Annotated in this window: 23 protein-coding genes, 5 tRNA genes and 1 other RNA gene; 12 read left to right on the plus strand and 17 right to left on the minus strand. The window is 34.6% G+C overall.

What is annotated here, in order from left to right; all coding sequences use genetic code 11:
- Positions 1-2: 2 nt before the first annotated feature.
- The 5 genes from OQK60_RS09435 to OQK60_RS09455 all read right to left on the minus strand — a co-directional run bounded on the left by OQK60_RS09435 (position 3) and on the right by OQK60_RS09455 (position 532).
- Positions 3-87, minus strand: a tRNA-Leu gene (locus tag OQK60_RS09435).
- 54 nt (positions 88-141) lie between these two features.
- A tRNA-Arg gene (locus tag OQK60_RS09440) sits at positions 142-218 on the minus strand.
- Between the two features lie 11 nt (positions 219-229).
- Positions 230-306, minus strand: a tRNA-Arg gene (locus tag OQK60_RS09445).
- 43 nt (positions 307-349) lie between these two features.
- Positions 350-426 (minus strand) — tRNA-His (locus tag OQK60_RS09450).
- A gap of 28 nt (positions 427-454) precedes the next feature.
- Positions 455-532: transfer RNA gene (locus OQK60_RS09455), tRNA-Pro, on the minus strand.
- A 173-nt stretch (positions 533-705) separates the two neighbouring features.
- On the opposite strand from OQK60_RS09455, the gene OQK60_RS09460 reads away from it, so the two are divergent.
- Positions 706-2,151: an alanine/glycine:cation symporter family protein gene (locus OQK60_RS09460; protein ID WP_297686406.1), complete on the plus strand. Its 1,446-nt coding sequence runs from the start codon at positions 706-708 to the stop codon at positions 2,149-2,151.
- Positions 2,148-2,423, plus strand: coding sequence for a hypothetical protein (locus tag OQK60_RS09465; protein WP_297686408.1), 276 nt, complete (start codon positions 2,148-2,150; stop codon positions 2,421-2,423). Before OQK60_RS09460 ends, OQK60_RS09465 begins: the two co-directional genes overlap by 4 nt.
- 13 nt (positions 2,424-2,436) lie before the next feature.
- Here the strand turns inward: OQK60_RS09465 and OQK60_RS09470 are convergent, their stop codons facing one another.
- From OQK60_RS09470 to OQK60_RS09480, 3 genes are read right to left on the minus strand one after another with little or no spacing between them, the layout of a single operon-like run.
- Entirely contained in the window at positions 2,437-3,216 is a 780-nt protein-coding gene (locus OQK60_RS09470) for a thiazole synthase (RefSeq protein ID WP_297686409.1), read from the minus strand.
- Positions 3,217-3,266: 50 nt separating this feature from the next.
- Positions 3,267-4,631: an NAD(P)H-hydrate dehydratase gene (locus tag OQK60_RS09475; protein ID WP_297686411.1), complete on the minus strand. Its 1,365-nt coding sequence runs from the start codon at positions 4,629-4,631 to the stop codon at positions 3,267-3,269.
- Positions 4,632-4,633: 2 nt separating this feature from the next.
- A complete protein-coding gene (locus OQK60_RS09480) occupies positions 4,634-5,368 on the minus strand; it encodes an ATP-binding protein (RefSeq protein WP_297686413.1) in 735 nt (244 codons plus the stop codon).
- A 178-nt stretch (positions 5,369-5,546) separates the two neighbouring features.
- Here OQK60_RS09480 and OQK60_RS09485 point away from each other — a divergent pair, with 178 nt between their 5' ends.
- A complete protein-coding gene (locus OQK60_RS09485; protein ID WP_297686415.1) occupies positions 5,547-6,566 on the plus strand; it encodes a cytochrome-c peroxidase in 1,020 nt (339 codons plus the stop codon).
- A 47-nt stretch (positions 6,567-6,613) separates the two neighbouring features.
- Here the strand turns inward: OQK60_RS09485 and purN are convergent, their stop codons facing one another.
- On the minus strand, positions 6,614-7,171 hold the full coding sequence (gene purN / locus OQK60_RS09490) for a phosphoribosylglycinamide formyltransferase (RefSeq protein WP_297686416.1): 558 nt from the start codon (positions 7,169-7,171) through the stop codon (positions 6,614-6,616).
- A gap of 44 nt (positions 7,172-7,215) precedes the next feature.
- Here purN and OQK60_RS09495 point away from each other — a divergent pair, with 44 nt between their 5' ends.
- From OQK60_RS09495 to OQK60_RS09520, 6 genes are read left to right on the plus strand one after another with little or no spacing between them, the layout of a single operon-like run.
- The gene (locus tag OQK60_RS09495) at positions 7,216-8,178 is read left to right on the plus strand and encodes a KpsF/GutQ family sugar-phosphate isomerase (protein ID WP_297686418.1); all 963 of its coding nucleotides are present in this window, start codon (positions 7,216-7,218) and stop codon (positions 8,176-8,178) included.
- Positions 8,179-8,967 carry a pseudouridine synthase gene (locus OQK60_RS09500; RefSeq protein WP_297686420.1) on the plus strand — a complete coding sequence of 263 codons (789 nt, stop codon included), beginning with the start codon at positions 8,179-8,181 and terminating at the stop codon, positions 8,965-8,967.
- A 2-nt stretch (positions 8,968-8,969) separates the two neighbouring features.
- On the plus strand, positions 8,970-10,154 hold the full coding sequence (locus tag OQK60_RS09505) for a replication-associated recombination protein A (RefSeq protein ID WP_297686422.1): 1,185 nt from the start codon (positions 8,970-8,972) through the stop codon (positions 10,152-10,154).
- 55 nt (positions 10,155-10,209) lie between these two features.
- Positions 10,210-10,497: a hypothetical protein gene (locus tag OQK60_RS09510; RefSeq protein ID WP_297686424.1), complete on the plus strand. Its 288-nt coding sequence runs from the start codon at positions 10,210-10,212 to the stop codon at positions 10,495-10,497.
- Between the two features lie 3 nt (positions 10,498-10,500).
- Positions 10,501-12,477 carry a methyl-accepting chemotaxis protein gene (locus OQK60_RS09515; protein ID WP_297686426.1) on the plus strand — a complete coding sequence of 659 codons (1,977 nt, stop codon included), beginning with the start codon at positions 10,501-10,503 and terminating at the stop codon, positions 12,475-12,477.
- On the plus strand, positions 12,477-14,159 hold the full coding sequence (locus tag OQK60_RS09520) for a response regulator (RefSeq protein WP_297686427.1): 1,683 nt from the start codon (positions 12,477-12,479) through the stop codon (positions 14,157-14,159). Before OQK60_RS09515 ends, OQK60_RS09520 begins: the two co-directional genes overlap by 1 nt.
- Before the next feature lie 38 nt (positions 14,160-14,197).
- On the opposite strand, the gene rplT is transcribed toward OQK60_RS09520, so the two are convergent.
- Together rplT and rpmI are read right to left on the minus strand one after the other, a co-directional pair.
- Positions 14,198-14,557 (minus strand): 50S ribosomal protein L20, encoded by a 360-nt coding sequence (rplT, locus tag OQK60_RS09525; RefSeq protein ID WP_297686428.1) that lies wholly within the window; start codon positions 14,555-14,557, stop codon positions 14,198-14,200.
- A gap of 114 nt (positions 14,558-14,671) precedes the next feature.
- Complete coding sequence (gene rpmI / locus OQK60_RS09530) at positions 14,672-14,863, minus strand: 50S ribosomal protein L35 (protein ID WP_297686430.1); 192 nt, start codon at positions 14,861-14,863, stop codon at positions 14,672-14,674.
- A gap of 96 nt (positions 14,864-14,959) precedes the next feature.
- On the opposite strand from rpmI, the gene OQK60_RS09535 reads away from it, so the two are divergent.
- On the plus strand, positions 14,960-15,187 hold the full coding sequence (locus tag OQK60_RS09535) for a hypothetical protein (protein WP_297686432.1): 228 nt from the start codon (positions 14,960-14,962) through the stop codon (positions 15,185-15,187).
- A 69-nt stretch (positions 15,188-15,256) separates the two neighbouring features.
- Here the strand turns inward: OQK60_RS09535 and ffs are convergent.
- An RNA gene (gene ffs / locus OQK60_RS09540) (signal recognition particle sRNA small type) lies at positions 15,257-15,354 on the minus strand.
- A gap of 43 nt (positions 15,355-15,397) precedes the next feature.
- Positions 15,398-15,736, minus strand: a complete 339-nt coding sequence (locus OQK60_RS09545; RefSeq protein WP_297686434.1) for an Hpt domain-containing protein — start codon at positions 15,734-15,736, stop codon at positions 15,398-15,400.
- Between the two features lie 72 nt (positions 15,737-15,808).
- On the opposite strand from OQK60_RS09545, the gene OQK60_RS09550 reads away from it, so the two are divergent.
- Positions 15,809-16,342 carry a hypothetical protein gene (locus tag OQK60_RS09550; RefSeq protein WP_297686437.1) on the plus strand — a complete coding sequence of 178 codons (534 nt, stop codon included), beginning with the start codon at positions 15,809-15,811 and terminating at the stop codon, positions 16,340-16,342.
- Positions 16,339-17,034, plus strand: coding sequence for an SDR family NAD(P)-dependent oxidoreductase (locus OQK60_RS09555; RefSeq protein WP_297686439.1), 696 nt, complete (start codon positions 16,339-16,341; stop codon positions 17,032-17,034). Before OQK60_RS09550 ends, OQK60_RS09555 begins: the two co-directional genes overlap by 4 nt.
- Here the strand turns inward: OQK60_RS09555 and OQK60_RS09560 are convergent.
- From OQK60_RS09560 to OQK60_RS09575, 4 genes are all read right to left on the minus strand, one after another.
- Positions 17,029-17,283 (minus strand): hypothetical protein, encoded by a 255-nt coding sequence (locus OQK60_RS09560; protein WP_297686441.1) that lies wholly within the window; start codon positions 17,281-17,283, stop codon positions 17,029-17,031. The genes OQK60_RS09555 and OQK60_RS09560 overlap by 6 nt on opposite strands.
- Entirely contained in the window at positions 17,273-17,647 is a 375-nt protein-coding gene (gene fliS / locus OQK60_RS09565) for a flagellar export chaperone FliS (protein WP_297686443.1), read from the minus strand. Before fliS ends, OQK60_RS09560 begins: the two co-directional genes overlap by 11 nt.
- Before the next feature lie 97 nt (positions 17,648-17,744).
- Positions 17,745-19,112 carry a flagellar filament capping protein FliD gene (fliD, locus tag OQK60_RS09570; RefSeq protein WP_297686444.1) on the minus strand — a complete coding sequence of 456 codons (1,368 nt, stop codon included), beginning with the start codon at positions 19,110-19,112 and terminating at the stop codon, positions 17,745-17,747.
- A 129-nt stretch (positions 19,113-19,241) separates the two neighbouring features.
- Positions 19,242-19,354: flagellin (locus tag OQK60_RS09575; protein WP_297686446.1), on the minus strand; the 113-nt coding region annotated here is incomplete at its 5' end.

A 19,354-nucleotide genomic window follows, 5' to 3' on the forward strand; every position in this document is an offset into this window, starting at 1 on the left:
AGTGGTGCGGATGAGAGGACTTGAACCTCCACGCCTTGCGGCACCAGATCCTAAGTCTGGCGTGTATACCAATTTCACCACATCCGCATGTGATTTGTGCTCGACATTATAACTTTCTAATCTTAAAAGAAAAGAAAAAGGTGGTACGCCCTACACGATTCGAACGTGTGACCGATGCCTTAGAAGGGCATTGCTCTATCCAGCTGAGCTAAGGACGCATACATTTAAATGGTGCGCCCGATAGGATTCGAACCTATAACCGTCGGATCCGAAGTCCGAAACTCTATCCAGTTGAGCCACGAACGCAACAATAATTATTAATTTTATTAAGTTTTTATATTTAATTTCATGGGGTGAGATACGGGATTCGAACCCGCGACCCCCGGCACCACAAACCAGTGCTCTAACCAACTGAGCTAATCTCACCATACATTTTGTTTAAATATAAAAAGGGTGGTCGGGGTGAAAGGACTCGAACCTTCGGCCCCCTGGTCCCAAACCAGGTACTCTAACCATACTGAGCTACACCCCGACCTAATCACAAAAACCAAGTCTGCACCTGATTAATGAGGCGAAATTATAGTCAATAACTTTAAAAATGTCAATAGTTTTTTGCGACAATTCTAAAACTTCACAAGCATTGATACAAAAAGAGATTAAGATTACTTTGTTACAATTCTTTTATATTGTTTTTAAGGGTGAGTTTTGGGTGAATTTTTCAGTAGTATTAACTCTTTTTTAGAGGCGGTTCTATTTTTTGACATACTTTTTGGAACGGTTGAAGGTGCTAGTTTTCCTTTCTTAGTCGTTTGGCTGATAACAGGCGGTGTTTATCTTACAATAATAACAAAATTTATCAATCTTAGAGCCATGAGGCATTCTTTTAACATAATTAGAGGAAGATATAATACCATTGATGATGTAGGACTTATATCATCATTTGGATCTTTAACAACTGCTCTTAGTGCTACTGTTGGACTAGGAAATATAGCAGGTGTTGCACTTGCTGTTTCCATCGGTGGTCCTGGAGCAACTTTTTGGATGATTGTTGCCGGATTTTTAGGAATGAGCCTAAAATTCACAGAGGTAACGCTTTCTATACAATACAGAGAATTTCTAAAAGATGGAACTATTATGGGCGGTGCCATGGAGTACCTCTCAAAAGGTTTAGCAAAAAAAGGCTATCCTAGTTTTGGAAAAGTTTTAGCAATCGTTTTTGCCTTTTTAATGATTGGCGGTGCAATTGGGGGAGGGAATATATTTCAAGTTTCCCAAGCCTATAGTGCCATTTCTCACGAAGTACCTTATTTTGTGAATAACCCATTGGTATTTGGATTTATGCTCGCAGGTTTAACAGGAGTTGTCATTATTGGCGGTGTTAGAAGAATTGCTACGATTACTGAGATGCTGGTTCCCATAATGGCAATCATCTATATCTCAGCTTCTCTTTGGATACTAGGAAGTAATTTTGACAAAATAGGTGTTGCATTTTCTTTGATATTTCACGAAGCATTTAATAGCAGTGCCGTTTATGGCGGTATGATTGGAGCTATTGTCAGTGGATTTCAAAGAGCGGTATTTTCCAGTGAAGCCGGTATTGGGTCTTCACCGGTTGCTCATGCTCCCGCAATTACAAAGTATCCTGTGAGACAAGGTTTAGTGGCTCTTTATGAGCCTTTTATTGACACAGTTGTAATCTGTACATTGACAGCTTTAGTTATCATTATAACAGGTGTTTTTGAGCCAAACGGAGCATATGCCGAACTTATAGCTGCTAAAGAGGGTGCTGCTTTAACGAGCGCTGCATATGGAACAGTCATATCATGGTTTCCTACTGTTTTATCAGTCAGTATATTTCTTTTTGCATTTTCAACAATGATTTCTTGGTCATACTATGGAGAGCGTGCTTGGGTTTACCTTTTTGGCATAAAGTTTTCTATAGTTTACAAATTGCTCTTTTTGTCTCTTTCTGTGATTGCAACTGTCGTAAGCACCGGTATTATGGTTGATTTTAGTTTTATGCTTATGCTTGCTATGGCTCTACCAAATATACTTGGCCTTTTTATTCTAAGCGGTGATGTCAAAAAGCAACTTGAAGAGTACATGTCAAAGCTAAAAAGCGGTGAACTTGATGCAGAGGCAATTAGATGAACAAGATAGAAGAAAAGTGTAAACAACTATTAAAAGAAAAGAACATTGACATTTTTTCAGAGATAGATTTTGATGTAAACGGTAAAATTCACACCCTCTCATTTGAGTATATAATAGATACTTTCATGAAAGCTTCTGATGAGTCTCAGCTTGTATTTTTAACTGCCTTGCAAAAAGCTACGCAAGCTAAAAACATGGGAATAAATAAATTCTTTGAAGGAATGGGTCAACTGTTGCTTATGACTCATCTTTCAAAAAATATTGAAGTTTAAAAGCTACGGAGTATTAAAATTGTATCATTCCATCAATTGGAGAAGATGCTGTTGCATAAGGTTTTTTCGGGATTCTCCCCGCCAAGTAACTCATACGACCCGCTTGAACTGCATGCTTCATAGCCTCAGCCATAATCATAGGGTTTTGTGCTTGAGCGATAGCAGTGTTAGTTAAAACACCCTCAGCCCCAAGCTCCATAGCATATGCAGCATCACTCGCGCAACCGATTCCTGCATCGACGATTACAGGAACACTTACCGCTTCACGAATGAAAACAATGTTATAAGGATTTTGGATACCAAGACCAGAGCCAATAGGTGCAGCTAATGGCATGATAGCATGTGAACCTGCGTCTTCTAGTCTTTTTGCCATAATCGGATCATCTGAAGTGTAAGACATAATGGTAAAACCTTCTTTTGCCAAAATTTCACAAGCTTTGATAGTTTCCAAAACATCAGGGTAAAGAGTTTTTTGCGTATCACCGATAACTTCTAGTTTAATTAGATCAATTCCAGTAGCTTCGCGCATCAAACGAAATGTTGTAATAGCTTCCTCAGCAGTTACACATCCGGCGGAATTTGGTAAGAATTTTACATTTGTTCCTGCAAAAGTATCACGAAGGTTTTCTTTGTCTGGATCTGTAATATTTAAACGACGAACAGCAACAGTGATTAGCTCACTGCCGCTTGCGAGTGTTGCCTCTTTTGTAGTCTCAAAATCTTTATATTTTCCACTTCCAACAATTAGACGAGAGCCTAATTCATATTTTCCAATTTTTAATATATTATCCATAGTATTTTTCCTATCTATTTTTTTGTTGATGTTTTATAACATAAGCAATCTTATAATTTCCCAATTCCTTCAATCAAATCATCAGGAGTAAGTGAAAAATCAGCACCACCATAATTTAACGCCAATTTTGTGTGAGTCAAAGAGGCATTTATCGCTGCATCCAAACACTCGTATCCTTGAGCCAAAAGTGCGCCAACTAAGCCGCTAAGCACATCTCCGCTACCACCTTTTGCTAAAGCAGATGTACCGTGTGGATTTATGTAAAACTCATTCCCTTTGGCGATAATGACATTTGCGCCTTTTAAAATAAGAGTAACATCTGGATAATTGTTACAAAACTCTTCTGCATATTTAAAACGATTTGCTTGTAGTTCTTCGACGCTTATATCTGCGGTATTAGTTTTTTTCAAAAGTGACACAAACTCTTTTGCGTGCGGTGTTATAACTACATTTTTTCTTTTTAAGATATCTAAAATTATTGGCATATTGAAAATATCCGCATCAGCCACCAAAGGAAAATTATTATCTAAAAATTTATCTAGCTCCATACTGCTAAACTCATCTCCAAGTCCCATTCCAACAGCTAAAGCAGTTGTGCTTTTGGGGATTGTATGTGAGTACATTATCGTATGTGGTATCTTAATATCTTCAAATCCTACAAGCGTAACCAAACCGCTTCCAAATTTTAAAGCAGTAAGTGCGCTCATAATGCTCGCTCCGCTTTTTTCTCCACAAGCTAGAGCTAAATGACCGTAAATCCCTTTATGAGAATCTTTTTTTGCTCTAAAAGGTAAATTTAAATCAGATAAATCAAGCAGTTTCCAATTACTATCTATCTCATAAACTTCTCTTGAGACACCCAAATCTAAAACTTTTATTTCGCCTAAAAAATCTTTTACACCATCTAAAAACATACTCTTTTTTAACGCGCCCATTGTTAATGTTGCATCAGCTTTAAAAACTCCGCCCGATGGGATATCACAAGCAATTTTATATGCTTTAACGCTGTTTAGTTCTGTCATCGTATCTTTTAAATAATCATAAAACTCTCCGCAAAAACCTGTTCCCACGACTGCATCTACCAACACATCACACTCTTGAAGTTTTTGGCACTCTTTAACATTGATACTCTTTGCGCGTTTATATTGAAGGAGCGCCATTTTTGATTTTGGTTTTTTGGCATAAAAAACACTAACCTCGTAATCTACATGTAGAAGTCTTGCAAGAGCAATACCATCAGCACCATTATTTCCGCTTCCACACGCTATGATTACCTTTGAGTTTTTAGCAAATTTAGCTCTAATAAAATCAGAAATACCTGAAGCAGCATGTTCCATAAGGATATCTTCGCTTAAAAAAAAATCCCTATAGCATCTTGCATCAAGACTTCCTACTTCATCGTATAAATTCTGCATATTTATTCCTCAAAAATATATTCGTCTATATCCACAAAATTACTTTTTATGTCACTAAAAACTACTGTTTTATATGCAGTTCTATACTGATGAAAGAATCTATTTTTTTGCAATGATTTTAATCTTCCCGTATTATAATAATTCAAATTGGAACACTTTCCAAGATACAAAAATGAAAAAAGCAGTTTTACCTGTTGATTTTCAAATGTACTATGCGGTTGAGCCAAAAAGGTAAATCCATACTTTTGTTGATTTGCAAACCCCAACATGTAAAGCAGAAAATCTTCAAATTTTGAATAAAATCCATTTAAATTTTCAATATCATGAAAAAAGTGATAGTAATTATCCAGCAGTTCTTGTTGCCATATAGTTTGGGTAAGTTTACTTTTTGCATCTCTTTTATTGGAAAAATAATTTGGATCTACTGCCAAATATATATGTTTTTTCTCTTTAATCAACTTACCAAATGCTGCATCAAACTCTTCACTCTCTTCAAATCTAATATAATTAAAATGTTCATCTTTATATCTTAGCTCTATTTCATCCTCATGTGAGTTTGCAAAATCCATATATAAAGTCGGTACACCGTTGTCAATTACAAAGTTTCTTATTTTACATGCCAGATTAGTTTTACCCGCACCCTCTTCTGCCAGAATAAGAGTATTGTAGTAAAGCGTTCTCTCTTTCAACTTATGTGTATCAATGGTGCCTAGATATTTTCCAAGTTTATCTCTCATCTCTTTTTCTCCAAAAAAATATTGTTTAGTAATTATATCTCATCTATTTGAAATATCTTTACTGGATAAAAACACTATTGATTAAACCTTTATCAATAGTGTAAGTAGTCTTAAAATATTATATCTCATAAAGCCAAATGAATGTACAATTTTACAATTAATAATTAAAAGGAAATACATGTATACTAAAACTCTTCTTACTTTGGCATTTGCAGCTACTTCTCTTGTAGCTTCTAACTTAGCAGACGATGTAAAAAAGGCAGGCTTAAAAGCTATCCCTAGTTCAACAATCGAATTATTAAAGTTGATTGATAATCCTAAAAACCCTATCACTCCCAAGAAAATAGAACTTGGTAAAAAACTCTATTTTGACCCAAGACTATCAAAGAGCGGCTTTATAAGCTGTAACAGTTGTCACAACCTAGGTGAAGGTGGAGATGATGGGCTTAGTGCTGCGATTGGTCACAAATGGACTGCAAATCCACACCATTTAAATTCACCTACAGTTTACAATGCTGTATTTTTTAACTCTCAATTTTGGGATGGTCGTGATCCTCACCTAGAAGCACAAGCACAAGGTCCGATACAGGCTGCTCCGGAGATGTCTGCAACACCGGAGCATGTAGTAGCAACCGTTACCTCTATGCCTGAGTATGTAAAAGAGTTCAAATCTGCATACGGTAAGGATGTGAAAATAACATTTGAAAAAGTTGCTGACACAATTGCAACTTTTGAGAGAACACTTGTAACTCCGTCAGTTTTTGATGATTATTTAAACGGTAATGACAAGGCAATGACTCCGTCTCAAAAAGAGGGTCTTAAAACTTTTATGGACAAAGGTTGTGCAACTTGTCATAACGGCATCGCACTAGGTGGCGCAATGAATGCATTTAACATAACAGGTACATACAAATATATGGATGTGGGTGATTTCAAAGGTGACAAAAACGGAATGGTAAAAGTACCTACTCTAAGAAACATTACTCAAACTGCGCCATATTTTCACAATGGTCAAATCTGGAGCTTGCAAGATGCTATTAAAGAGATGGGTCGTATCCAACTTGGTCAAAATATTAGTGACAAAGAGGCGGCATCAATAGAAGAGTTCTTAAAGGCTTTAGAGGGTAGAAAAGGTAATATTACATTGCCAATGCTTCCAGCTTCAAGCTCTACAACACCTCAACCAGATATAAACTAAACAATTTTACTCACTTGTACCCTTTTGGGTATGAGCACTACTCTTTTCTAACTTTGGCTAAGAACTTTCATAATAGCCTTTGGCATTAACTCATACTCAATATCTTTTATCTTTTTAGAAAAACTCTCTAAGGTGTCATTTTCACTACGGATAAACTCTTTTTGCAAAATTATGTCACCACCGTCAAGCTCACCGCTTACCCAATGAACACTGACCCCGCACTTATCACTTTCACCCTCAAAACTTCTCTCAATAGCCCTTGCACCTTTGTACTTTGGCAGTAGCGAAGGATGAAGATTTATTGCCTTAATATTTGAAGTAAATACACTACTTAGTATTCTCATAAAACCGCTAAGGACTACTAAATCTGGTTTATAAGATTTTATAAGTTTTACAAGTTCCTCATCAAAACTCTCTCTTGAATCAAATAAATCATGTTCTAAAATCTCTGTTTTGACATTCAGTGAACTTAGTTTTTTTATACCCTCGGCATCTTTTTTGTTTGTAATTCCACATGCAACAAAACACTCTTTTTCATGCAATAATTTAATGATATTTTGGGCATTAAAACCCTCTCCGCTAAAGAGTATAACGATTTTTTTCATACACGAATTATATCTTATGAAGTTAAAAACGATATAATAACATTATGAATTACAAACAAATAGCAAAAGAAACTTTAGAGATTGAAGCAAATACTCTTTTAGAATCTGCAAAAAATATTGGTGATGTTTTTGACAAAGCCGTTGAGATTATACTTGCATGTAAAGGTAAGCTAATTGTAACGGGCGTAGGTAAGTCTGGGCTTATCGGTGCAAAAATGGCTGCAACATTTGCTTCTACAGGTACTCCTAGCTTTTTTTTACATCCAACAGAGGCGCTCCACGGTGATTTAGGGATGATTTGTGACAGAGATGTAGTTATTGCAATTAGCTACTCCGGTGAGAGTGAAGAGCTTAGCTCGATACTTCCACATGTCAAAAGATTTAACACTCCTCTTATCGGTATGACAAGAGATAAAAATTCAACACTTGGAAAATACTGTGATTTAGTTATAGATGTTGTTGTTGAAAAAGAGGCATGTCCGCTAAATATCGCGCCGACAAGCTCTACAACTTTAACTTTAGCTTTAGGCGATGCTCTCGCGGTTTGCCTTATGAAAGCTAGAAATTTTCAAAAGAGTGATTTTGCCTCATTTCATCCTGGTGGTGCATTAGGCAAAAAACTTTTTGTAAAAGTTAGTGACTTAATGAGAACAGATAACCTGCCGATTGTCAGTGCTGATACAAAAGTCAAAGATGCAATTGTAAAGATAAGCGAGGGAAGACTTGGGACGGTTTTAGTTACGGATGAGCAAGACCACCTTTTAGCACTTGTAAGTGATGGAGACATTCGACGCGCGCTACTCTCAGAAGATTTTTCATTAGAAGATAGCGTAGATAAATATGCCACGCATAATCCACGAACTATTGATGATGAAAACATACTTGCAAGTGAAGCACTTGTGATTATTGAAGATATGAAGATACAACTTTTAGTTGTGACCGATAAAGAGAAGAAAGTTAAAGGTGTGCTTCACATCCATACTTTGATAGAAAAAGGTATTTCATAAATGATGAGATTAAACAAATATATTGCTCACCACTCAAGCTACTCAAGAAGAGAAGCCGACAAAGCCATTCAAGACGGCTATGTAAGAGTTGACGGAGAGATTCAAGACAATCCTGCAACACAAGTTGATGAGAAAAATGTTATAGTATATGTTAGTGGAAAACAAATAACTCCAAGAGACAAATACACAGTTATTGTTTATAACAAACCAAAAGGTGAGCTTGTAACAAAAACAGACCCTAAGGGCAGAAGAACTATCTATGACGGCTTAGATAAACAGTACAAACATTTCATTCCTGTTGGACGACTTGACTACGCAACTGAGGGAGTGTTACTTCTAACTGATGCTTCAAAGATAGCAACTGCACTTATGAACTCAAACTTAGAGAGAATTTACAAGGTAAAAATCAAAGGTGAAGTAACTGCTGAGATGGAAGCCGCTATGCTAAATGGGATGACTATTGATGATGCAACAGCCGGCGGACACTCACACTCAAAAATCACATCAATGACTTTTGCACCTTTTATAGGCTATAAAATTCAAAAAAATGAGCATAACTACTCTATTTTAAAGATAGCGATATCTGAGGGACAAAACCGTGAAATTAGAAGATTTTTTGCTCACTTTGGTACTGATGTAGCCGACCTTAAACGCATTAGTTTTGCAGAAGTAGAGCTAAACAACCTCCCGACCGGAAAAACAAGATTTTTAACTAGAAGCGAGTACTCTGCTCTTACTACATTTATGAAAGCAGAAGAAAAACTCAAAAGAGAACGCGGAGAAAAATAAACTTGTCTGATTTCACTCATCTTCTAAGACCGGATAACTTTGATGATTTAGTCGGTCAAGAGCATCTCAGCAGCTCTAATGCACCATTAAGAATTTTGTGTGAAAAAAATGCTTTAGGGCATAGTTTTTTCTTTGGTCCTGCAGGATGTGGCAAAACTTCAATAGCAAGAATAATCGCAAAGAAAATGGATATGCCTTTTTACGAGTTTAATGCAACAAGCCTAAAAATCGAACAGCTTAGAAAGATTTTCGAGCAATATAAAAACGCTCTGCAAAAACCATTGATTTTTATAGATGAAGTACACAGACTAGCAAAAAATCAACAAGAAGTACTTCTTCCGGTCATGGAAAACAACTCTGTTTTAGTTATAGGTGCTTCAACCGAAAACCCTTTTTTCTCACTTACATCAGCTATTCGTTCTCGCTCTATGCTTTTTGAACTTCACCATATATCTAACGAGGCATTAAATCAACTCCTATATAAAGCGCTGCAAAGCTCTAAACTTACATGTCAAGAAGATGCTAAAGAGTATCTCATTGCAAGTAGCGGTGGTGACGCTAGAGCGATGCTTAAACTTTTAGAATTTGCATCAAATTTAGATAAACACATAAGTTTAAAAAATTTAAAATCTCTAAGACCAAATGCTCTAAGTGCCGGCAGCAGTGAAGCAGGTGTGCATTATGATTTGAGCAGTGCTATGATTAAATCAATTCGCGGTTCAGACATGGATGCGAGCATCTACTATCTAGCTCGTCTTATAGATGGTGGAGAGAGTGCTGACTTTATTGCAAGACGATTGGTAATTCTTGCAAGTGAAGACATAGGAAATGCCAACCCTCAAGCACTCACACTAACCACCTCTTGTTTAACTTCAGTATCAAAAATCGGTTACCCTGAAGCTAGAATCATCTTAGCGCAAGCTGTAATCTACCTTTGTGCTTCTCCTAAGTCAAACTCTTCATATCTAGCAATAAATAAAGCTCTTAAAGCAGTTAATGACGGAGTAATGTTTGATGTTCCAAAAAACATCACACAAAAAAATGAAAATTATCTTTATCCACATGATTTTGGCGGTTATGTAAAACAGGACTACTTGTCAAAACCCTTGAAATTTGTAGAGCTTAAAAGTATAGGCTACGAGAAAAAAATGAGACAATGGATGGAGGAAATTGCTAAAATTTATTAATTTCAATTAATTTTAGATACAATTGTCTTGATATAATACACAAAAAGGAAACTTCATGGAAATTTTAGTATCATCAAATACGATAACAATAAATGGAAACATCAAGAGTGTTAATGATTTTCAAGAGATTAAGCAAGCAGCTGATAGTGTTATTATCCAACACAAAAGTCTTATTCTAAATCTAACTGATTCCTTATCTATCACATCCTCAGTAATAGGATATTTAAATAAACTTGTTTTAAAAGACGGCATAGATATTCACATGAACATTGGCGATGAACAGCTTTTACATCTGATAGAAGATTTAAACCTAACATCTACTTTTAAAGCAAAAAAGGCTTAACTTATGAGTATCAAGTATAAATTAAACTTGATAATAGCAATAGTGGTTTCTTTTGCACTTATCATAATCACTATAACTACAGTTAAAACATTAAATACAAATGCTGTTCTTGCTCAGGCCAAAGAGTTAAATATTCTTTCTCAAAAATTAAGTATATTAATTCATGAAACACAAAAAGAGCGTGGCGCTAGTGCAGGTTTTCTTGGCTCAAAAGGTAAAGAGTTTGCAGATATTTTACCAAAACAAAGAGTATTGACAAGTAAAAAATATGATGAATTAAAATCATATTTAAACACTATTAATTTAAATGATTTTTCAAAAGAATTACAAGATGAAATAGCTTACCTTGTTGCAGACATGAGCAAAATAGAGCAAATTCGCTCTAAAGTATCATCTCTAAGCATTAGCGTAAAAGATGAAGTAGCATACTATACCGGCATGAATACAAAGATTTTAAATATTATCTCGCTTACAGCCAAGATTGCCAACACACCGGAGTTAGTAAAAGCTCTTGGTGCATATACTAGTTTTTTAAAATCTAAAGAACGCGCAGGATTAGAGAGAGCTGTCCTAAGCAGTACTTTTGGAGCTGATAAATTTGCAAAAGGCATGTTTGAAAAATGGATTAAACTTGTTGCTGAACAAGACAGTTATCTTGACTCGTTTTTGGCAATAGCTGATGATGAATCTAAGTCTCTTTACAATCAAAAAATGAACTCTCCTGCTATAGCTCAAGTTAACGCTATGAGAGACATAGCTAGAGAAAAAGCTATAGAGGGTGGTTTTGGTGTAGACAGCGTCGAATGGTTTAAAACTATAAGCAAGAAGATAAACCTTTTAAAAGAAGTTGATGATGAACTTGCTAAACAAAACAATATATTATTAGATAAAGTGGAATCAGCAGCCAACACAACAGCATTTATAACACTAGTAAGCTACATCTCTTTTGCAATCGCAATATTTATAATCATATTTACTATTGGTCGTGGAGTCAACAGAAGTGTAAGAAGTTCTCTAGAGAAGATTGAATGTGTATCTAGCAATCTAGATTTAACATGTGACATAATAGTTGAAGGCAAAGATGAGATTTCACAAATCTCACAGGCTATACATATCATGATTGTTGCCTTTAAAGAGAGTGTCCTTCAAGCAAAAGATGTATCTGCGGCAACATCACAGGAGAGTGAAAAACTAACTCATATTGTTGAAGAGCTTGCTAAAAATGGAAAATTTGCAGATGCCAAAATAGCAGTTGTCAACACTTTAGTAACTGAAGTTGGAACTAAACTTGATGCGGTTGAGGAAGGTTCTATTACGGTTACTGAGGACTTGGGAAAAACTTTTAGTGTTTTAGATGCTTTCATAAGTGAACTTAATTCGGTTGTTACTTCCATAGAGAGTGGAAACGAACATCAACAAGACTTAGTTCAAAAAGTCTCATCCTTAACAGAACAAGCAAAAAATATCAAAGATGTTTTGGCTATTATTTCAGACATTGCAGATCAAACAAACCTGCTCGCATTAAATGCAGCCATAGAAGCTGCACGAGCTGGTGAACATGGTCGTGGGTTTGCTGTTGTTGCTGATGAAGTGAGAAAGCTTGCAGAGAGAACTCAAAAAAGCCTTAGTGAAATCAGTGCCAATATAAACCTTATCACACAAAATGTTGTTGAAATTTCTGAGGAGACAAACAAAACATCTAAAAATATGTTGACAATTGCAGCTTCGGCACAAGATTTAATCTCATCTTCTCAAGAGACCAAAGATAACTTATCAGTAACTGCAGATAAATCAAAAAATATTATGCATCAAAGTACATATATTGCTACTAAAACTAAAGAACTTATCGGCAATATGGATGAGATTATAGAAATTTCTCAAAAAAACACTAAGCATAGAAGTTTTGTTGAGAGTGCGGCTACTAAACTATCTGGCGATTCTAACAAATTACAGACAGAACTATCAAAATTTAAAATTTAATGCCTTACGAAGTAGATAGCTCAGTTTTAGAGTACCTCAAGTCTTTAACACTTTTGTGTGTTGAAGACAACAAAACTACACAACTAATTTATGACTCAATATTTGAAGATATTGTAGGTGAGATTATTTTTGCCGACAACGGTGAAGATGGATACAAAAAATTCATTGAAAAAAACATAAATCTAATCATTAGTGATTACGATATGCCGATACTCAACGGTATTGATATGATAGAAAAAATAAGAAAGATTGATAAAGATATCCCTATTATTTTGGTTACGGCGATACAAGAAATTGATGTGACAGTAAAAGCACTGCAGCTGAATGTAAATAACTTTTTAGCAAAACCCATAAAATCTAATGAAGTTATGAAAGCCATTGAAAATGTATCTAAAATTTTAATAGTTGAAAATTATCTAAAAGAGCAGAGAGAACAAAAAATAAAAGCCCTTGAAGATAAAGATGAATATAACACTTATCAAGAAGATTTAGCATTTGATAAAGAGTTAAACATTGTAAGAAATGACTTTTATTATCAAATGATGGATACAAAGTGCCATGCTTTAATTGATTTTTTCTATAAACCTCTGGATGTGCTCAGCGGAGATGCATATAGTGTTAGAAAAATAAACGATAATCTTACTTTTTATCTGATTGTAGATGGTATGGGTAAGGGTTTATCTGCTTCACTTAGTTCTATGCTTATAACATCTTTTATAAACCATACTATAAATATGATGGACAAAGATAATAACTTTGATCTTCATAGAGTTATAGAGTCATCTCTAGAGTATATTAAGCCCATACTACTTAGTGAAGAGGCTCTTGCGGTTGATTACATAGTTATTGACTGTAAAAAATCTAAAATGCACTATGCCAAATTTGCTATGCCAACAATAATTTTACAAAATAATAATAATGAAATTATAAAAATAAAATCTAACAATCAACCAATCAGTAAATACATCAAAGATTTTCAAATATCTACCTATGATACTTCAAACATTACAAAATTTCTGTTTTATAGTGATGGCATGGTTGAAAACACAACTCTATTTGATTCTCAAATATACTCTCAATATATAGAAAATGATTTTCTGGAATCATTTACAAAAGAAGATATGGTTGCTAAATTTAAAGAAAAAAATGAAACTCAAGAAGATGATATAACATTTATCTTTATAAACATGTTGCAACTACATAATGACACACAAAAAGCTAGAGTGTTTCAAAGTAGTTTAGATGCACTTGATGAAGCCAATGAATGGTACGCTCAAATATGGGACGAGATTACGACTGATGTTAAACAAAGCTATAATGCCGGTGTAGTCTTTACAGAACTATTTATGAACGCCTTTGAGCATGGTAATCTTGGTCTTGATTCAGATACAAAACATAGGCTACTTAGTGAAGATAAATATATTGAAACCTTGATAGATATGCAAAAGGTATGCGATAAAAAAATAACGGTTAGTGTAAATATTGTAGATTATTTTTCTGAAAGGTATTTAATAACTCGGATTGAAGATGAAGGAGATGGCTTTGACACAAAAATATTGGGAAATATATTTAAAAAGAACAACTCTTTTAATGGAAGAGGTGTTTATATATCAAAAAAATCATCTATGGGGATTTACTATAACTCGATAGGAAATTCTGTACTTTCTTTACATAAGATTTAGATTTCGCTCAAAAGATGCGAAATCTAATCTAAAGCTACTTATTTAGCTAATGCTGCTTTTGATGCTTCTACAACTGCAGTAAATGCTGCTGCGTCATTCATCGCCATATCAGCAAGAATTTTACGATCAAGCTCGATGCCAGATTTGTGAAGACCATTCATAAAAGTTGAATAGTTCATACCGTTTAATCTCGCTGCTGCATTAATACGAACAATCCATAGTTTACGGAAGTCGCGTTTTTTCTGCTTACGATCACGGTGTGCATATACTAATGAACGCTCAATTTGTTCTTTAGCTTTACGAAAGTGTTTACGGCGTCCGCTATAAAAACCCTTCGCTAACTTTAATATCTTCTTGTGTCTTCTTCTACGAACAACACCTGTTTTTACTCTTGGCATGTCTTTCCTTTTTTCTTTACCCACTCACTTTTTGTGATGAAGGTGCCACTCATTTGGTGGTCTTGCCCAGCTACCATATTGACATGTCGCTGGAGATTTACAATTAACTAAATACTAGTTAATCATAGCCTTTATATTTGCTTCATCCGCTTTAGCAACAACTTTTGGGCTGTTTTGCTTACGACGAGTGTCTGCATCTTGTTTAGTTAAAATATGACTTCTGTATGCTGTACCACGCTTAACAGAACCATTTTTCTTAACCTTAAAACGCTTTACAGCGCCTTTTACCGATTTCATTTTAGGCATCGATTTGCTCCTTTGTAAAATTCTCTTATCAGCACTAAATGTACTTTGAGAGCGCAATTATACCCAAATATTCTGAAATTTTGTTATACTAACAATATGAATTCAATTAAACATATAGAAAATGCTCTAAAAGAGCTAGATGATGAAGTGCAAAAAATACTGCTTAACTGGGATATCCCATTAAATGAAAAAGACAATCTGATGCTGCCGATACTGCAACAAAAAAAAGTTTTAACTCAAACATTTGAAGATTTGACTTATCTAAAAAACAATCCGCCAAAACCAAATCAGCCATGTGGAATATCAAAATATAGAAAAGACTAATATCTACAATATAAAATGATGGAAATTTAACTAAGAAATTAAAAAAAAAGTAGTAATTTTGGGAGGTGCCCCTCCCCAGATACCTGCGGCACATAGCAAAATAGGGTGTGCTGCTGTATTCCTACCCTGACACATTATCCTAAAGCACCATTGCACAGGTCTAAAGAGAAGCGGTGGAATTATAGCCAAAAAAGATAAAATAACAAAGAGTTAGTTAGAGATTGTTCCTATAGCAGTTTTAATAGCTTCAAAATAGCCATCATAATCAAAATCTATTTTTGAGTCATTTCCTGCAAACTCTATATCTTTTGCCATCTCATAAATCTCATCAAACCTTAAATTACCGGCACTGCCTTTTATTGCATGCGCATTTGATTTTATCTGCTCATAATTTTTAGCATTTATAGACTCTTTCAGAGCATCTAACATCGATACAGACTCTTGTAAAAAACTTCCGATTAAAAGTGGAATATGCTTGGCTTTTAAGCCAATTGACACAGCCATCTCTTCATGGTCAAGGTTTGAATAGTCTGCTTTTAAAATAGGCATAATCACTTCTCGTAGTTTGTTTAATTTACCTATTATTTTATCATAAAAACAGTAATTTTGATACAATATTGCATGTTGTATATAATAAGCGCATTAAAGCCTGAAGCTCAAGCATTTATAGATAAATATAAGCTTTTAAAAGTAAAATATAAAGATTTTTATTTGCATGAAAATGAGTATATGAAAGTGCTTGTTAGCGGACTTGGAAATAATAATTCTAAGATAGCATCCAATATGATTATCAACACTTTAAAGCCAAGTAAAGATGACATTTTTTTAAATGTTGGTATCTGCGGAGCCAATAAACAATACAAAACTGGCGAGCTTTTAGAAGTAAGTTCTATTGTTTACAAAGATAAAACTTATACTCTTAATCAAACCAAAAAACATACCATTGATTGTGTAGACAATGAAATATCAACTGATAAATACAATATTGTAGACATGGAATCCTTTGGTTTTTATGAGGGAACTAAAGAGATAAAAAATCGATACATGTATAAAATAGTGAGTGACCATTTTGAACCTCAAAAAGTTACAAAAGAAAAAACAAAGTCACTTGTTTTTAACACCATAGAAGAAATAATGAAAAAGGTAAGTAGTTGAACAAAGTAATTGTAACCGGCGCTAGCAGCGGCATAGGAAAAGAGATTAGCTTAAGACTTTTGAAATTAGGATATGAAGTTATTGGTGTTAGCAGAGAGATTAAAAAAGAAGATTTTAATCATGAAAACTTTACTCCGCTTCAAGCTGATTTATCAGATGAGGCTTCGACACTTTTAACATGTAAAAATCTTTCAAAAGAGAGTATTTACATGTTAGTAAATTGTGCGGGATTTGGCAGATTTGAACCACATGAAGAGCTAAGCACAAAAGTAATTACTGATATGATTTATCTCAATCTAACCGCACCCATGTTACTTACAAATACTCTGCTTCGCAGCTTAAAAGACAATGATGGTTATCTTATAAATATAAACTCAATTGAAGCTATCAAAGCTAGTAAATTTGCTGGTGTTTACAGTGCAACAAAAGCTGGACTTAAAGCCTTTGGGGACTCTCTTTTTGAAGAGACACGCAAAAGCGAACTTAGTGTCACGAATATAAACCCCGATATGACTCAAAGTAACTTTTATGATGAACTGAGGTTTGATGTCAGCTCTAAAGAAGATGAAAAACTTTTATGTTCTGACATTGCTGATGCTGTTGAACATATTCTTAGCATGAGAAAAGGCGCTGTAGTAAGCGAATACACCATAAGAAGTTTAAAGTTTGGAATTTCTAAAAAAAAGTTATGAAGTTATATCAAGTTTTTTTGAAGTTGGGATATCAGTAGAGCGTAAAAATTGTAGATTTTTTTTAATTTTTTCCATAGAGTGTGAAGTATCATCCTTAAGCTTACTTACCAATTCTGTAGCAGCTTTTAAGAGATAGATTGCTTCTTGTATATCGTCTGGACTGTCAAGTTTTGGAACATCATTCATCAACTTGGAAAGAGCATCTGTGTTTTTTTCTATAAGAGCAATTTTAAAGCTTTTAAGCCACATCCGAAGTCTCTCTCCAAGCTTCTAAAAGAGTTTTAAATACATTACTAACTTCATCTATTTTAGCCAAATCATTCTCATTACCAGCAATAGAAAGTAGTTGAATTTCGTAGCTGTAAAGACCTTCTAAATACTCAGAGATATCTCCACCCTTTTCTTTATCTAAAACAGATATTAATTCCGTAATAATTGCGATAGAACGATTTATCCAATAGACTCTTTTTTCAATGTTAGCATCTTTGATAGCTTTTTTTGCTTGAGCATTAAAACGAAGTACACCCTCATACAGCATCTCTATCAGTTTAGCAGGAGACTCAATTCCCAAATTATTCTGTGCGTAAATATCGTGAGCTACATTACCATACATATCAGACCCTTTTTGACTATCTTTGTTAATTTCTATCATATAAATATATCGGCCAGCTACACCTTTTATTTAGCTTTAAGGCACTAAATTCGCTAATTTATGAATCCTTAGAACTAGCATTGGCAAGTTCTGTGAACATTGAAGAAGCAGAATTAAATTGGCTTATTATTAAATCATAAGCTGCCCATTGTTTTGCCATAATTTCATACTTAGCATCAAGTCTTTCAATTGCCGAGAGCTTTCTATCTTCTAGTGAACTTATGTTTTGGGTTATTGATTCATTTAGCTGGTCTAGCATTTTGTTGGTTTTTGTATATCCCTCAATAATTGTAGACATCTCTGTAAAAGCGCCCGTAACTGCAACTACACTACCATCAGCCTTTGTAAAATCACCACCTGAGAAAAACGACTGTACATTAGTAGGATTGTCATCCATTGCTTTTTCAAGTACAGTTTTATCTAAAGTCATTACCCCTTCTTTGTCAATATCAAATCCATAATCAATCATAGATCCAACACCACCGCCAACCTTATATAAGAGGTCCTCAATATCTCTTTTCATCCCTTTAATTGTACTATCAGAAGAAAAGATACCTCTATCGTCATCAACACTTATTTTTGTCATTTTATCTAATTCACTAATTGCAGAATTATATTTTTCAACAAAACTATCAAACTTTTCTAAAATACTTGTACGGTCTTGTGCTATGCTGACTGCAGAAAAACCCGTCTCTTTAAAAGTCATATTTAAACCTGTAATAAGGTCATCCACCTCATTACTAGAACGCTCATAAACTGTCGCACCGCCATTAAATGTGAACATAGCATTTTGACCGGCTTGTACTTCTGTAAGACCCGTTGTTAATCTAGCGTCTAGTGTCGCCCCTGTAACAGAAATATTTGTATCTGCTCCTGTTTGAGCCGAACTTAACATCAAGTGATATTCACCGGTATTGAGTTGAACTATTGTAGCATCTACCAAGTCACCGGCTTCAGCATTTATAAGGTCTTTTATGTCATCTAGTGTTGCACCAGCCGCATAATTTATTGTAATTGGCGCACCGGCACCAACTTGCAAATCAAAACTTCCTGCAGCTGCATCAACAACCTCAGTAGCACCGGTAAAGGCAGCTGACTGCTCTATCTGCTTTGTTGCTAATTGATTAACATTTATCGTAAAATCTTGTACATCAGTTTTTGAAAGAGCCGAAACTTCAACAGATGTTCCAGATGAAACTGTTGCGGATCTTTCATCCCATAGAGTAGCAGTTTTTATTTGATTTATACTATCTACAAAATTTGTCATACTAGCATCAATTACATCCATGGCATCTTGTTTATCATTCTCGTTTGCCAACTCATAATCTATCGGTGTGATTTGTGCAGCTTCATCAGCTTCTCTTAGCTGATCTAATACATCTTGTGTTAAAATACTTGAACCTACACCTAGTGAACTAATAGCCATGACAAATCCTTTTTACGAATATTTTTTTAGTATTAAACTTGTTAGTAATTACATCGACATATTTTATGATTTATTTAGCTATATTGATACTAAATTGAAAAGAGGTAACAATAATATAAAAAATTTATATTATTGTAATAATTTTAGAACATTTTGCTGAACAGCGTTAGCTTGACTCATAGCATATGAACCAGATTGAGCTAAAATGTTGTGTTTTGAAAAGTTTGCACTCTCTGCTGCAA

The sequence above is a fragment of the Sulfurimonas sp. genome (assembly GCF_026196735.1).
Lineage (GTDB): Bacteria > Campylobacterota > Campylobacteria > Campylobacterales > Sulfurimonadaceae > Sulfurimonas.

What these genes read in the sequence shown, in the direction of transcription:
- fliS (WP_297686443.1), bottom strand. Translation starts at nt 17,647, where the DNA reads ATGTATGGTAATGTAGCTCACGATATTTACGCACAGAATAATTTGGGA.
- purN (WP_297686416.1), bottom strand. Translation starts at nt 7,171, where the DNA reads ATGAAAAAAATCGTTATACTCTTTAGCGGAGAGGGTTTTAATGCCCAA.
- OQK60_RS09500 (WP_297686420.1), top strand. Translation starts at nt 8,179, where the DNA reads ATGATGAGATTAAACAAATATATTGCTCACCACTCAAGCTACTCAAGA.
- OQK60_RS09510 (WP_297686424.1), top strand. Translation starts at nt 10,210, where the DNA reads ATGGAAATTTTAGTATCATCAAATACGATAACAATAAATGGAAACATC.
- OQK60_RS09535 (WP_297686432.1), top strand. Translation starts at nt 14,960, where the DNA reads ATGAATTCAATTAAACATATAGAAAATGCTCTAAAAGAGCTAGATGAT.
- OQK60_RS09545 (WP_297686434.1), bottom strand. Translation starts at nt 15,736, where the DNA reads ATGCCTATTTTAAAAGCAGACTATTCAAACCTTGACCATGAAGAGATG.
- OQK60_RS09480 (WP_297686413.1), bottom strand. Translation starts at nt 5,368, where the DNA reads ATGAGAGATAAACTTGGAAAATATCTAGGCACCATTGATACACATAAG.
- OQK60_RS09470 (WP_297686409.1), bottom strand. Translation starts at nt 3,216, where the DNA reads ATGGATAATATATTAAAAATTGGAAAATATGAATTAGGCTCTCGTCTA.
- OQK60_RS09475 (WP_297686411.1), bottom strand. Translation starts at nt 4,631, where the DNA reads ATGCAGAATTTATACGATGAAGTAGGAAGTCTTGATGCAAGATGCTAT.
- OQK60_RS09520 (WP_297686427.1), top strand. Translation starts at nt 12,477, where the DNA reads ATGCCTTACGAAGTAGATAGCTCAGTTTTAGAGTACCTCAAGTCTTTA.
- OQK60_RS09495 (WP_297686418.1), top strand. Translation starts at nt 7,216, where the DNA reads ATGAATTACAAACAAATAGCAAAAGAAACTTTAGAGATTGAAGCAAAT.
- OQK60_RS09550 (WP_297686437.1), top strand. Translation starts at nt 15,809, where the DNA reads ATGTTGTATATAATAAGCGCATTAAAGCCTGAAGCTCAAGCATTTATA.
- rplT (WP_297686428.1), bottom strand. Translation starts at nt 14,557, where the DNA reads ATGCCAAGAGTAAAAACAGGTGTTGTTCGTAGAAGAAGACACAAGAAG.
- rpmI (WP_297686430.1), bottom strand. Translation starts at nt 14,863, where the DNA reads ATGCCTAAAATGAAATCGGTAAAAGGCGCTGTAAAGCGTTTTAAGGTT.
- OQK60_RS09465 (WP_297686408.1), top strand. Translation starts at nt 2,148, where the DNA reads ATGAACAAGATAGAAGAAAAGTGTAAACAACTATTAAAAGAAAAGAAC.
- fliD (WP_297686444.1), bottom strand. Translation starts at nt 19,112, where the DNA reads ATGGCTATTAGTTCACTAGGTGTAGGTTCAAGTATTTTAACACAAGAT.
- OQK60_RS09515 (WP_297686426.1), top strand. Translation starts at nt 10,501, where the DNA reads ATGAGTATCAAGTATAAATTAAACTTGATAATAGCAATAGTGGTTTCT.
- OQK60_RS09485 (WP_297686415.1), top strand. Translation starts at nt 5,547, where the DNA reads ATGTATACTAAAACTCTTCTTACTTTGGCATTTGCAGCTACTTCTCTT.
- OQK60_RS09560 (WP_297686441.1), bottom strand. Translation starts at nt 17,283, where the DNA reads ATGTGGCTTAAAAGCTTTAAAATTGCTCTTATAGAAAAAAACACAGAT.